This is a genomic window from Arthrobacter sp. ZGTC131, from assembly GCF_002929275.1.
Lineage (GTDB): Bacteria > Actinomycetota > Actinomycetes > Actinomycetales > Micrococcaceae > Arthrobacter.
This window is the reverse complement of the sequence record NZ_PJIK01000013.1, coordinates 24358-36718: the sequence shown is the minus strand read 5'-3', so window position 1 is coordinate 36718 and position 12361 is coordinate 24358. Positions and strand designations below refer to the sequence as shown.

12 protein-coding genes are annotated in these 12361 nt (G+C 68.6%); 2 read left to right on the top strand and 10 right to left on the bottom strand.

Features of this window, described 5'->3' with window-relative positions:
- Positions 1 to 227: 227 nt before the first annotated feature.
- A complete protein-coding gene (ppc, locus tag CXQ90_RS15880) occupies positions 228 to 3044 on the top strand; it encodes a phosphoenolpyruvate carboxylase (RefSeq protein ID WP_104140349.1) in 2817 nt (938 codons plus the stop codon).
- A gap of 219 nt (positions 3045 to 3263) precedes the next feature.
- Here the strand turns inward: ppc and CXQ90_RS15875 are convergent, their stop codons facing one another.
- From CXQ90_RS15875 to CXQ90_RS15865, 3 genes are read right to left on the bottom strand one after another with little or no spacing between them, the layout of a single operon-like run.
- Positions 3264 to 4025: an ABC transporter ATP-binding protein gene (locus CXQ90_RS15875; protein WP_104140348.1), complete on the bottom strand. Its 762-nt coding sequence runs from the start codon at positions 4023 to 4025 to the stop codon at positions 3264 to 3266.
- The gene (locus CXQ90_RS15870; protein WP_258064557.1) at positions 4018 to 5100 is read right to left on the bottom strand and encodes an iron ABC transporter permease; all 1083 of its coding nucleotides are present in this window, start codon (positions 5098 to 5100) and stop codon (positions 4018 to 4020) included. Before CXQ90_RS15870 ends, CXQ90_RS15875 begins: the two co-directional genes overlap by 8 nt.
- Positions 5101 to 5116: 16 nt before the next feature.
- Positions 5117 to 6265: an ABC transporter substrate-binding protein gene (locus CXQ90_RS15865; RefSeq protein WP_104140346.1), complete on the bottom strand. Its 1149-nt coding sequence runs from the start codon at positions 6263 to 6265 to the stop codon at positions 5117 to 5119.
- A gap of 142 nt (positions 6266 to 6407) precedes the next feature.
- On the opposite strand from CXQ90_RS15865, the gene CXQ90_RS15860 reads away from it, so the two are divergent.
- Entirely contained in the window at positions 6408 to 7181 is a 774-nt protein-coding gene (locus CXQ90_RS15860; RefSeq protein ID WP_104140345.1) for a DUF6390 family protein, read from the top strand.
- 11 nt (positions 7182 to 7192) lie between these two features.
- On the opposite strand, the gene CXQ90_RS15855 is transcribed toward CXQ90_RS15860, so the two are convergent.
- From CXQ90_RS15855 to CXQ90_RS15825, 7 genes are all read right to left on the bottom strand, one after another.
- Complete coding sequence (locus CXQ90_RS15855; RefSeq protein WP_104140344.1) at positions 7193 to 7531, bottom strand: hypothetical protein; 339 nt, start codon at positions 7529 to 7531, stop codon at positions 7193 to 7195.
- 35 nt (positions 7532 to 7566) lie between these two features.
- Complete coding sequence (locus CXQ90_RS15850; RefSeq protein ID WP_104140343.1) at positions 7567 to 7836, bottom strand: HypC/HybG/HupF family hydrogenase formation chaperone; 270 nt, start codon at positions 7834 to 7836, stop codon at positions 7567 to 7569.
- A gap of 13 nt (positions 7837 to 7849) precedes the next feature.
- Positions 7850 to 8407, bottom strand: coding sequence for a hydrogenase maturation protease (locus CXQ90_RS15845; protein ID WP_104140342.1), 558 nt, complete (start codon positions 8405 to 8407; stop codon positions 7850 to 7852).
- Between the two features lie 112 nt (positions 8408 to 8519).
- On the bottom strand, positions 8520 to 9992 hold the full coding sequence (locus tag CXQ90_RS15840; RefSeq protein ID WP_104140341.1) for a hypothetical protein: 1473 nt from the start codon (positions 9990 to 9992) through the stop codon (positions 8520 to 8522).
- Positions 9989 to 10645, bottom strand: a complete 657-nt coding sequence (locus CXQ90_RS15835) for a DUF6084 family protein (RefSeq protein WP_104140340.1) — start codon at positions 10643 to 10645, stop codon at positions 9989 to 9991. The genes CXQ90_RS15840 and CXQ90_RS15835 overlap by 4 nt, the downstream gene beginning before the upstream one ends.
- A complete protein-coding gene (locus CXQ90_RS15830) occupies positions 10642 to 11337 on the bottom strand; it encodes a DUF5947 family protein (protein WP_104140339.1) in 696 nt (231 codons plus the stop codon). Before CXQ90_RS15830 ends, CXQ90_RS15835 begins: the two co-directional genes overlap by 4 nt.
- Positions 11334 to 12359 (bottom strand): NifU family protein, encoded by a 1026-nt coding sequence (locus tag CXQ90_RS15825; protein ID WP_104140338.1) that lies wholly within the window; start codon positions 12357 to 12359, stop codon positions 11334 to 11336. Before CXQ90_RS15825 ends, CXQ90_RS15830 begins: the two co-directional genes overlap by 4 nt.
- Positions 12360 to 12361: the final 2 nt, after the last annotated feature.

The window sequence follows — 12361 nt, the reverse complement described above, 5'->3', positions numbered from 1 at the left end:
GGCGGCTGGCTGCGTAGCCTTGGAAATGGGCCATTACCCACGCCGGATGAAGTTAGCCGCGGCCCCTTACCGCGGCCCGCCGCAGATGTTCAAGGGCGCGACAGCATCTGAGACATATTCCCGGCCTCCTGCCGGCTGCGGGTAACATCCCATAGGAACAAGTAACCCGGCTCACAGTATCCAGCGCAGTGTACGAGCCAAGTCCGAACCCTCGAAAGATAGTTTCCATGGCTGACACTGCAATGAATTCAGAAACAGATCTCGCCGCCGAACTCCGCGCCGACGTGCGCCGCGTCTCCACCCTGCTGGGCGAGTCGCTGGTCCGCCAGCACGGCCCCGAACTCCTCGACTTGGTGGAACAGGTGCGCCTGCTTACCAAGGAATCGAAGGAGGCCGCCCGGGGCGGCGCGGACGCCACCGGACCGTGGAGCGCGCACGACGTCGTTGCCCAGGTCCGCGAACTGCTCGCCTCCCTGCCGCTTGAGCAGGCGACCGACCTTGTCCGGGCCTTCGCCTTCTACTTCCACCTGGCCAACGCCGCCGAACAGGTCCACCGGGTCCGCGGCCTGCGCACGCGGCAGGAGAAGGATGGCTGGCTGGCCAAGGCGGTGTCTGACATCGCCGGCCAGGCCGGCCCTGCCGTGCTGCAGGACGTGGTCAATGAACTCGATGTGCGCCCCATCTTCACCGCACATCCCACCGAGGCCTCGCGCCGCTCCGTGCTGGACAAGATCCGCAAGCTCTCCGACGTGCTGGCCGAGCCCACCGAGGAAGGCACGTCGGGCCGCCGCCGCCAGGACCGCCAGCTGTCCGAGATCATCGACCAGATGTGGCAGACGGACGAGCTCCGCCAGGTCCGGCCCACGCCGGTGGACGAGGCCCGCAACGCCATCTACTACCTGAGCAGCATCCTCACCGACGCCCTGCCGGAGATGCTCACGGACCTGTCCGAGCTCCTCGGTGAGCACGGCGTTACCCTGCCGGCCCAGAACGCCCCCATCAAGTTCGGCTCGTGGATCGGTGGTGACCGCGACGGAAACCCCAACGTCACTGCCGCGGTCACGCACGAGATCCTCCAGCTGCAGAACCAGCACGCGGTCCGGATCAGCATCGCCATGATCGACGAGCTCATCTCCATCCTGTCCAACTCCACTGCCCTGGCGGGCGCCGACGAGACGCTGCTCGATTCGATCGACGCCGACCTCGAGAAACTGCCGGGCCTGGACCGGCGCATCCTGGAGCTTAACGCCCAGGAACCGTACCGGCTCAAGCTGACCTGCATCAAGGCCAAGCTCATCAACACCGGCAAGCGCGTGGCTGCAGGTTCCGCCCACCAGCCCGGCCGGGACTACATGTCCACCGAGGAACTCATCTCGGAGCTGGAGCTGCTGGAACTCTCGCTGCGGAACCACTCGGCGTCCCTCGCCGCCGACGGCGCCCTGGCCCGGGTCCGGCGGGCCATCGCGTCCTTCGGCCTGCACCTGGCCACGCTGGACATCCGCGAGCACGCCGACCACCACCATGACGCCGTCGGGCAGCTCATGGACCGCCTCGGCGGGCCCGGCATCCGGTACGCGGAACTGACCCGCGACGAGCGCCTCGAGGTACTGAGCGCGGAACTGGCGTCCCGCCGTCCGCTGTCCGGCCACCCGATCAAGCTCGACGGCGTCGCTGACGGCACGTACGACGTTTTCCGTGAGATCCGGCGCGCCCTGCGCACCTACGGCCCCGACGTCATCGAAACGTACATCATCTCCATGACGCGCGGCGCGGACGACGTCCTGGCCGCGGCCGTCCTGGCCCGCGAGGCCGGGCTGGTCAGCCTCTTCGGGGATGCCCCGTACGCCAAGATCGGCTTCGCGCCGCTGCTGGAGACCGTGGAGGAGCTGCGTGCTTCGGCCGAGATCGTGGACCAGCTGTTGTCCGATCCTTCCTACCGCGAACTGGTCCGGCTGCGCGGCGACGTCCAGGAAGTCATGCTCGGCTACTCGGACTCCAACAAGGAGTCCGGCGTGATGACCAGCCAGTGGGAGATCCACAAGACCCAGCGCAAGCTCCGCGACATTGCGGCCAAGCACGGGGTCCGGGTCCGGCTGTTCCACGGCCGCGGCGGCTCGGTGGGCCGCGGCGGCGGACCCACCTATGACGCGATCATGGCCCAGCCGAACGGCGTCCTCGAAGGCGAAATCAAGTTCACCGAACAGGGCGAGGTCATCTCGGACAAGTACTCGCTGCCGGAACTGGCCCGCGAGAACCTGGAGCTGTCCCTGGCCGCCGTCATGCAGGGTTCCGCCCTGCACCGCACCCCGCGCACGTCCGATGACCAGCGGGAGCGCTTCGGGCACGTCATGGAGACCATCTCCGACGCCGCCTTTGCCCGCTACCGCAGCCTGATCGACGACCCCGACCTGCCCGCGTACTTCCTGGCCTCCACCCCGGTGGAGCAGCTGGGTTCGCTGAACATTGGTTCGCGCCCGTCCAAGCGTCCCGATTCCGGAGCGGGCCTCGGCGGCCTGCGGGCCATCCCGTGGGTGTTCGGCTGGACCCAGTCCCGGCAGATTGTGCCCGGCTGGTTCGGCGTGGGCTCCGGGCTGAAGGCGGCCCGTGAAGCCGGCAACTCGGCCCAGCTCGTGGAGATGATGCACGGCTGGCACTTCTTCCGCTCGGTGTTGTCCAACGTGGAGATGACGCTGGCCAAGACGGACATGGACATCGCCGGCTACTACGTGGACACCCTGGTTCCGGAGGAACTGCACCACCTCTTCCGGGCCATCCGGGAGGAATATGCGCTCACCGTCGCCGAAATCCAGAACCTCACGGGCGAGAACGTGCTCCTGGACGCCCAGCCCACGCTGAAGCGCTCGCTGGAAATCCGTGACCAGTACCTCGACCCCATCAGCTACCTCCAGGTGGAGCTCCTTCGCCGCGTGCGGGAGGGTGCGCAGGAGGGGACCATCTCCGGCGCCGAGGTCGACGAACGCCTTCAGCGGGCCATGCTCATCACCGTCAACGGAGTAGCGGCAGGCCTGCGCAACACCGGCTAGGCCCAACGGCGGACCCCGACGCTCTCCCACTTCCGGCGGGCTTTTCCCCAACGCTCTCCCACTTCCCGCGGGCTTTTCCCCAACGCTCTCCCACTTCCCGCGGGTTTACCTCCGACGCTCTCTCACGCGCTGAGAGAGCGTTGGTGTTTACGCGACGGGAAGTGGGAGAGGGTGTGCGTTTAGGCGGCAGGAAGTGAGAGAGGGTCGTGGCCGTGAGGTTCAACCGGAGTGCTCCGCCTTTGGGCCGCCGTAGTGCACCACGATGGTCCGCCGGCGCGTGCCGTCGTCGGAATAGGAGACCGTGCTGACCGGTACGCCGTAGAGGCCGGAAAGCTCGGTTTCGGTGAGCAGTTCCGCGGCCGGGCCGGTCCGCGCGCCGGTCCGGCCCAGCAGGACCACGCGGTCGGCAAGGTGCAGGGCGTGGTCGGGCTGGTGGGTGCTCAGCAGCAGGGCCATTCCGTCCGCCATCAGTTCGCGCAGGAGCGTCAGGACCCGCACCTGGTTTTTCAGGTCGAGGCCCGTGGCGGGCTCGTCCAGCACCAGGACAGGGGATCCGGCCGCGATGGCCCGGGCGATCAGGATCAGCTGCTGCTCGCCGCCGCTCAGCGTGGGGAAAAGCCGGTCTCGCAGCCCTGCGGCACCTACCCTGTCCATGGCGTCCGCGGCAGCGGCGCGGTCCGCCGATCCCGGTGTCCGGAAGACACCCACGTGCCGCGCGCGCCCCATCAGGACCATGTCCACCGCGCTGTAGGCGAAGGCACTGCCGTGGGCCTGAGGCACGTACCCCGCGCTTTCGGTCCGCCGGATAGTCCCTTCCCCGGGCGCCAGCAGCCCGGCAGCGCAGCGTACCAGCGTTGTCTTGCCGCTGCCGTTGGGCCCCAGCACGGCAGTGGCGGTGCCCGGGGGAACGCGGAAGCTGACGCCGCGGAAGACCCAGTTCTCCAAGGTGTAGCCGAAGCCCACGCCGTCGAGCTCAAGCATTTTCCCAGATCCTCTCCCGGTTCCGCCGCAGGAGCAGGAAGAATACCGGGGCGCCGATCAGTGCGGTGAGGACGCCCAACGGAATCTCGCCAGCGGTGGCGGTGCGGGCAACTGTGTCCACCAGCACTATGTAGGCTCCGCCGAGCAGGAAGGACACCGGCAGCAGCACCCGGTGCTCCGGCCCCACCCACATCCGGGCCAGATGCGGGACCACGAGCCCCACCCAGCTGACTGCGCCGCTGACCGCGACCGCGCCGGCCACGATCAGCGCCACCGCGACGAGCACCACCCAGCGCAGCGGGCGGGGCTGCACGCCGAGTGCGGCGGCGTCGTCGTCGCCCAGGGAGAGGACATTGATGCGCCAGCGCAGGGCCAGCAGCACCACGGCGCCGCCGAGGATTGGGATGAGCGCGACGATCACTTTGGTGAAGGTGGCCGTGGACACGCTGCCGAGCAGCCAGAAGACGATGGCCGGCAGCGTGGTGTTGGGGTCCGCGAGATAGGTGACCAGCGCGACCAGGGCTGAGAAGAACGAGCCCGTCACCACTCCGCCGAGCACGATCATGAGCATGGGCGTTCCCGAGCGGCCCGAGGTGATCAGGAACAGGGTGCCGAGGGCCACCAGGCCAAACACAAACGAGCCAGTGACCAGGAGGACCGAGCCAAGGCCGAGCAGCAGGGCCAGCGCTCCGCCGAAGGACGCACCCGCGGAAACCCCGATGATGTCCGGGCTGACCAGCGGATTGCGGAAGACGGCCTGAAGGGCGGCGCCGCCGATAGCCAGGCCGCCGCCCACCAGCAGGGCGAGCAGGATCCGGGGCAGGCGGACCAGCAGCACCACGTTCTGTTCGGTGGCGCTGGCGTCGACGGGGAAGGGGATGAGCTGGGCCGTCAGGATCTGCACAACATGCCAGAGCGGCACGCTGTACCGGCCCACCGCCAGCGCCACGAGTGCAGCGGCAATCAGCAACACGGCAGTGAGCCCGATGGGAACGAAGATGGCGGGTTCGCGCCGCCGGTCGCGCGGCCGCGGGACGGACGCCTTCCGCCCGGCCCGCGCGCGGGGGGTTTTCAAGCCCGGGGTCCTGGCCTCATCCAGCATTGAATTGTTGATAATGAGCGGAGCCGCCGTTCGCTGCGGTCCAGAGAATCTTGTCCAGCTCGACTGCCGTGAGCTCGTGGTTGTAGAGGAACCGGAAATACTCAGTGACCTTGCCGCGCAGGGGCGACTGCTGCTGGGGGAAGGCGATATCGGCCAGCCAGTGCCACATGAGCGGCGACTCCTGCCCGGGCGGATCCCAGCGGTATCCGCCGAGCGGCACCTTGTACACCCGGTGGGACCGCACCGCGGATACGTTCTGCCATACAGGATCCGAGTAGAGATCCTGGGGCATGGCGAAATCGAAATTGCCCAGCAGGATGACCTCGGGGTCCCAGCTCAGGACCTGCTCCACGTCGAGCCCCACCATCCCCGGTCCCGGCAGCGGATCCTTGCCGGTGGCAGGGTTGGTACCGCCTATTAGCTTGATGTAGAAGTCGTTATAGCTGTTCGTTGCGGCAACCTTGAGCCCGCCGGTAAAGCGGTTGAAGTAGAGAATGCTGGGACCATCGGCACTGCGGCCGGCCGCCTGGGCCTTGACCGCCGCCAGTTCCGAGTCACTTCGCGCCTTGATCTCCGTTGCCCGCGCGGGCTTGCCGAGCATGGCGGCGAACATGGTCACCCAGGCGTCCACGTCCTCCTGCCGGCCCGTGTTTTTCAGGCCGATCACCTGAAGGCCTGCCTTTTCCAGCGGTTCAATCAGTTGCTCGTCCGACCACTGGATCACGACGTCGGGATTTAAGGCGCGCACGCTCTCAACGTTCGCCGTGAAGTCCTGGGTGGCTATTTCATGCGGGACGCTCAGCGCCCGGGGAAACATGGTGCCCATGATGCCGTCGCGCATGGCCACCCACGACACATTGTGCATGGCGGCGAGATGGTCTGCGGTCCTGTCGACGGCGACAAGCAGCGACGCCGCCGGCATGGGAATGGTCACCACCCGGGTGACGGGCCGGGTGAAGGTGACCGTTTTTCCGCGCTGGTCGGTGATACGGATGCTTTGCGTCCCGGGGCTGCTGCTGCCGGACGGGGACGACGGCGGTGCGGAGCCGGATGCGCCGCATCCGGCGAGGAAGGCCGCGGAACCTCCCGCCACCAGCACGTGGAGGGCAGTGCGCCGGTTCAGATTGGAGACTCCCATAGTCTGACCTCCTGCGCGTCGGTTCTTCACAGCATCCGCTTCAAGGGCAGGGCTGTCAACGCATTCGTCCGGCGGTACCGCCCTTGTCGCTGACACACCCCGGTGCTACTTTCAGAGGACGCTTGCAGAAGGTGGCCACGTGATGGTTATCGATGGTGCCCAGTTGTTTGTCCGCTACGCCTATCCGCCGAATTCCCGCGGCAGCTGCGGGCCTCCGGACAGCGACGCCCTCCTCCACTACGGCCAGTCCGGCGTCACGGATCAGGGACTCCGCGAGCTGGCCCGGGGCTTTGCCGGAGCATGGCCCTATCTGGAACTCATCGCCGGCTCGCACGGCATCTCCGATCCTCTTGATGCCCGGGTGGTCGAGGCGTACTGGGTAGGGAACAGCCTGCTGGACTCCGTGGGCATCACCAACATCGGCAACTCCATGGAGGACCGGTTCCGGGCCCGCACCGGCCGGCAGTTCCCGCATCTGGTGGAGGGAGTGCTGGCGGGAGGGGTCCCGCACCACAGTTTCCATGTCTTCGAGATCTATCCTTGGCTGGGCCTGCTCCGCGACGAACGCCGGCACGCCACGGCGTTGAACGTGCTGGACCGGTGCCGGATCCGGTGGGGCCAGGTGTTGGCCATCACGGGCGATGAGGCCGTGGTGCTTTCCCGGCCGCTGGTGTGGGACGGCACGTCGCTGGGGGTCGGCGAGCCCGTGGCGGAATCGGCCAAGTACGCCGTCAACGGAACGGGCTTCGTGGCGGACCTGGCCGTGGGCGACGTCGTGTCCCTCCACTGGGACTGGGTGTGCGACCGCCTCACACCGCAGCAGGTGCAGCAGCTCAAGCACTTTACGGCGCGCCACCTCAAGATTGCCAACAGCGGCGTTGAACACCGTGGCGCGGCAATCGCGCTTGGACGCTGATTCGGCAGGCGCTACGGCGATTGCGGAGCCGCAGTGTCCGGATCCTCGGGTGTTTGGATGCCGGAGGCATCGCGGGGCGACGATTCACCCGTGGGGCGTTCAACAGGCCCGGCATCGGTTCCGGTGTCCTCGCGTCCGGGCTCCTTGCCTTCCTGCTTGATGACGTCCTCGCCCCGGCGCGTGGTGCTCTCGCCAACGTCCGGCGGCGCCTGAGCAGCGTCCTCGGGGGTTTCGTCCCGGCCGGGGTGTGCCGGCTCTTTCAGGGGCGGTTCGCTGCCGAAGGTACGCGCCGTGCCCGGGGCTGTGCCCGTCGTCGGTTCGTCTGGACGGGGCTGGTCAGTAGATGGCATCCTGCTCTCCTCGCTGTGATTGTTGTGGCTGGTTGTCAGCGGGACTCCTGGGCGGCCCCGCTTTCAGGTTCTCTCGCACGGCCCATCAGTTCCAGGCCGCCCATAGCCTGCTCGGCCCCTGCTGCGTCCACCCGCTCCAGGGCGAAACCCATGTGGATGAGGACCCAGCTGCCGGGCTCCGGCGGGCCGTCGTCGAGCAGGCCGATGTTGATTTTCCGGGCCACTCCCGCCACATCGACGAGGGCGAGCTGGCCGCCGTAGCCCTCGACGAGCTCGATGACCTGGCCGGGTATTCCGAGGCACATGGACGGTACCGCCTTAAGGGGTGATGGGGACGTGTTGTTCCAAGAGTGAGCCGACGACGGCGATCGCCTCCGGGACTGCGGCGGCTACCGGGGCGGAGAGACCGATGCCTTCGGTCACGTCGGCAGGCACGCAGCCCACCACGTACGTGAGGGGCAGTTCGCCGCCCAGCGAGCGCAGCCGGCCCAGCACCGCCGCCGGGTCCATGCCGTGGGGATCCAGGGACGCGGCGCCGTGCAGATCCTCGCTGCGGACACGCATCACCCGGAGACTTCCGGGGACCGCTTTCCCTGGTGCGTCCGGCGGCACGGCATCCACGATCACCAAGACATCCACACCGCCGAGGAGGTCGTAGGCCAGATGCATGCCGCGGATACCGTAGTCCACAACCCGGACGTCGCGCCCCGCCGGGACTGCCTCCGCCGCCAGCCGCCCTGCGACCTCCGGGCCGAACCCGTCGTCGCGCAGGAACAGGTTGCCCACGCCCGCCACGAGGACGCGGACTGCGTTCCCCGGGAATTCCGTGGGGGAAGGCCCGGAGGAAGCTGGACGGGGCCGGTCGCCGGGGGTCACATCTTCCTGATCTTCAGGTAGCGCCGGATATCCGGGACCGCACGGATCCCGGTGTAGACAGCCCAGAGCGCCATCGCCGCCATCACCGTAACGGTCGCCGTTCCTATAGTTTTCATTGGGGATCTTCCTTTCCCTCCCGAAGCCCGGGACTGGCTGCTGGCCGCATCGGTTCGAGCGGTTCCAGTTCCTCGGGCGCGTAGTAGAAGGACCTGCCGTAGCCCTCGTGGAGGTCCGCGGCCGGGTCCTGTTCGAGCACCAGCCCAACATGGGTGCTGCCGTCGACGTCGAAATGGACGCTCGTGACGCGTCCGGTCTGACCTGCGAAAAACAGATCCTGCGCATCAGCCCGCCGGCTGGGATTCACGCGGACGCGGCTGCCGCGCGCCACCGGGACGCCGTTAATGAGGACGGCGTCCGTGTCCGGCTGGACGCTGGCATCCGCTTCGGGATCCCACCAGGGCCGGTCCTCGACGCTGCCGCCCGCTGAAGCGACGGTAGCGGTGTCCGCTGACCCGCCGCCGTCGGAAGTGATGGCCGTAGGCCAGTCCAACTCCGGCGGGCCCACGAGAGCATGGGGGTTGCGCAGGATCCCGTGAAGCTGCTGCAGTTCTTCCGCGGACATCGCTTCGCAGCGGTCGATTATCGCCGCCGCGCGCGGGTCGGTGGCGCGTGCTTCCGCCTTTTCCTCGTCGGTCAGCGTGAGCACGCGCAGGGTGAGGATCTCGTCGATTTCCGTGGAGTCGTACAGCGCCACCGAACTCTCCGGCGCCACAGCGGGGTGGTCGTACAGAATGATGGGCGAGACCAGCAGCACGTCCGTTTGTCCCTCGGGGCCCGCCAGTACGGGCCAGCAGCGGTGCTGGGAGCAGGACCGCGCGGCCGCCTGGGCCCAGTCGGGCGGTTCAAGCAGTGAGACGAAATCGCCGTCCCGCAGGCTCAGCAACAGGTGGGCGCCGATGAAGGACGCCGCGATGGCACCCGGCCTGCCGTCGGCGACCGCAACCGCCGGGGCGGTGTTGGCCGCAGACACTCTCAGCCGCAGCAGCCCGTCCGTCAGGGCGGCAACGGCCAGCCGGACTTCCCCGCGAAGGGCCTGGCGCCGGCGCACCAGCCGGCCCGCCACGCGGCCGCTGCCGTCAGTGAGTTCCTCAACGTCCAGTCCCGCGGGAACCGCCACCGGCAGGACCTGCCCGCCTTCCCTGAGCTGTGCCACGGAAAACGGTCCCAGGGTGACTTCCTCCCCGACCGCCTCGTCCCAGCTCAGCCAGCGAGTGGCGCCGATGGTGAGCTCAGCCACCGGGCTGAACCCGCCGCCGTCGTCCGCTTCTACAGCGCTGCGCGACTGAAGCTGCAGGAAGCGCAGATGGACCTCCACCTCGGCCTGCGGCCCCGGGGCCAGCAGGCAGTCGGCGAACATGGCCGGTTCTTCGCCCGCGCCGGCATCCGCGGCACCGGGCGGTCCGAGGATGCCGAACTGCCAGCGTGCCTGGTTCTTCTGCGACGATGCGCGGTACGGGTACAGCAGATAGCCCTCGTAGAGGACGGCATCAGCGACGGCGCGGGCGAGGCTCAGGCTCATGTTCATCGGAGCTGGTCTCCGCTCACGCCGGCAGCCGCTTTGGCCAGCAGGGCCTCCACGGCAGCTTCCCAGGACGTCAGGCCCCGTGCCGATTTATAGTGCGACAACGCCGCGAGGACGTCCCTGTCCAGGCGTATCCAGCCCGCATTGGGGAAGTACTGGTCCATCAGCCGGTGCCAGGCCGCCACCGGAAGCCGGTAGGTGGCCTCGAGGTCCCAGGGCACCTGCTCCACGCCGAAGCCCGCCTCGCCCTTGGTGAAGACCGTGCCGGAGAACAGCAGCTCCAGCGGGATCTCGCCGTCGCGCAGGGCATGCAGGTATTTGGCTGCCGCCACGTCGAAGTCAAAGGTGCAGGGCAGCGGCAGGTCAACTTCGGTGCTCCCGGTGAATCCCTGCACCATGGTGCTGCACTGCATCCAGAGAAACGACTTGAGGGTCGTGGGCCAGCGGCCGCGGTCGCCGAAGAGGTCCAGCAGTCCGGTTTCCTCCTCGGCCGCGTAGCCGCGGCGCTGGGGGAGAATGCGGACCTGGCAGCGCAGGGCGATGGCGTGAACCACGGCTCCGGTGGCCTCGGTCACCCGCAGCCGGGCGGTCAGCTGCGGGGCCGCTGCGTAGGGCTCCGGCCGGATATCGACGACGGCGAAGGTCAGCTCAGTCACGGCGGGCCACCCGCCTGGGTGTTGCGGTTAGCCTCGCGAACCGGTTTGCTGCGGCTGCGGACGCGGTCGAAGAACGCGGCGAGCTGTTCGCGGGCCTCCTGCCCGCCGTCGAACCCCCGCCAGAGGCGGCGCAGCTGCCCCACGAGTTCGTAGCAGGCGTCCACCGGGACGAGGTGGCAGTCGGCCTGGGCCCGGTCCGGCCCCGGGCCGCGGATCAGCAGCGCCTCGGTGTCCGGCACCGCCATTCCCAGGGCGGGGTTGCGGGCCAGCACGGCGCCCCACGCCTCCAGGGGCAGTTCCGACTCCGTCGCGCCGGCGGGTCCGGGGTAGAAGGCGACCGTCCGGTCGAGCTTGGAGCTGCGGAAGAAGAACGCCAAGCCGACGGGAATCTCCAGCTCATCCCACTGGCCGGGACCCAGTTCAAAGTCCGGAAAGGACAGGTACCGGTCCGGCACGGCGCGGTACCGGAGGTGGGCTGCGCTGTCGGTGAAGAGGAGGTAGCAGGGGCGGCAGGTGCACATCATGGCGTGGCTCTCCAGGTCCACCACGTGCTGGTGCTGGTCCGCAATGGGTTCGCCGCACATCTCGCAGCGCTCGCCGGCCACCGGCGCCGGCCGGCTGGTGGCGATCCTGCGGAGCAGGGCTACCGGCAGGCCGGTCCCGGCGTCACCGGTTCCGGGCGCTGGGTTCATGTCAGGGCCCTGTTCATGTCGGCCGCCCGGTTCGCGTCAGCCGTCCTGTTCATGTCGGCGGCCCCGTTCGTGTCAGCCGCCCCGTCCTGCGGCAGGGGCACGGCCACGGACATCACGCCACCGCGGACCAGGAGTGGCAGCGGATCCAGGTGGAGGTTCCTGTCTTCAAGGCAGGACCCGGCTTGCCGCACGTCGAAGTGGCCGCGGCAGGTGGGGCAGCACAGCAGGCCTCCGCCGGCCGGGGCCGCGAGTGCCCGCTGCAGTGTGGCGCCCGCCATGGAGCCGGTGCAGCGCGGGCAGTAGTCGCGGTAGGCATAGACGTCCTGCCCGGTCCGGCAGGCCAGCACCGCGTAGCCGGCGACGAGGAAACCGGCGACGTCGCCAGGTTCGAGCCCGGCGATCTCCGGCACCGGCTCCCAGGTGCCGCCGCTCATTTCGTGCCAGGCATCTGCGGGCGCCGCCCCCTCCGCAGGATGATTGACCCGGACCAGCAGCGCGTCCACCGGGATCAGGGCAGGAGTGGCGGCCTGTTTTTCCTCTTCGACGACTTCGATCGCGGTTACCTCCGGTGCCGCCGATTCAATCGCCTCCTCGACGGCGAACTTCAGTGTGACGGACGACGACGGGCACCCCTGGCAGGTGCCGAGCAGCTTCAGCCGGACCACGCCCTCCGCGCTGATGTCCATCAGCTCGACGTTGCCACCGTGAGATCCCAGATAGGGACGGACGCTGTCCAGCGCAGCGACGACGCGCGCCTCGACGGAGAGCGGATGCAGCCCGTGCACCACCAGCAGGCCGGACACGAGGTCATCGGCGGTCAGCGCCGCCAGCGTGGCGTCGTCGAGCTTGCCCTGGTCATGCAGGATCTCCAGGATCCGCTGCAGGCCGGCGCCGTAAAGGTCCGTGACCTGCCGGACGAGGTCCTCGGCCCGGCCGCGGGCCACCGCCCCGCCTGCCCCGAGGGCGTCGAGGAGAGTGCCGATCCGGTCGCCGGTCTGCAGCGGCCGGTCACCGCCTTCCATTG

What these genes read in the sequence shown, in the direction of transcription:
- ppc (WP_104140349.1), top strand. Translation starts at nt 228, where the DNA reads ATGGCTGACACTGCAATGAATTCAGAAACAGATCTCGCCGCCGAACTC.
- CXQ90_RS15875 (WP_104140348.1), bottom strand. Translation starts at nt 4,025, where the DNA reads ATGCTTGAGCTCGACGGCGTGGGCTTCGGCTACACCTTGGAGAACTGG.
- CXQ90_RS15865 (WP_104140346.1), bottom strand. Translation starts at nt 6,265, where the DNA reads ATGGGAGTCTCCAATCTGAACCGGCGCACTGCCCTCCACGTGCTGGTG.
- CXQ90_RS15860 (WP_104140345.1), top strand. Translation starts at nt 6,408, where the DNA reads ATGGTTATCGATGGTGCCCAGTTGTTTGTCCGCTACGCCTATCCGCCG.
- CXQ90_RS15855 (WP_104140344.1), bottom strand. Translation starts at nt 7,531, where the DNA reads ATGCCATCTACTGACCAGCCCCGTCCAGACGAACCGACGACGGGCACA.
- CXQ90_RS15850 (WP_104140343.1), bottom strand. Translation starts at nt 7,836, where the DNA reads ATGTGCCTCGGAATACCCGGCCAGGTCATCGAGCTCGTCGAGGGCTAC.
- CXQ90_RS15840 (WP_104140341.1), bottom strand. Translation starts at nt 9,992, where the DNA reads ATGAACATGAGCCTGAGCCTCGCCCGCGCCGTCGCTGATGCCGTCCTC.
- CXQ90_RS15830 (WP_104140339.1), bottom strand. Translation starts at nt 11,337, where the DNA reads ATGAACCCAGCGCCCGGAACCGGTGACGCCGGGACCGGCCTGCCGGTA.
- CXQ90_RS15825 (WP_104140338.1), bottom strand. Translation starts at nt 12,359, where the DNA reads ATGGAAGGCGGTGACCGGCCGCTGCAGACCGGCGACCGGATCGGCACT.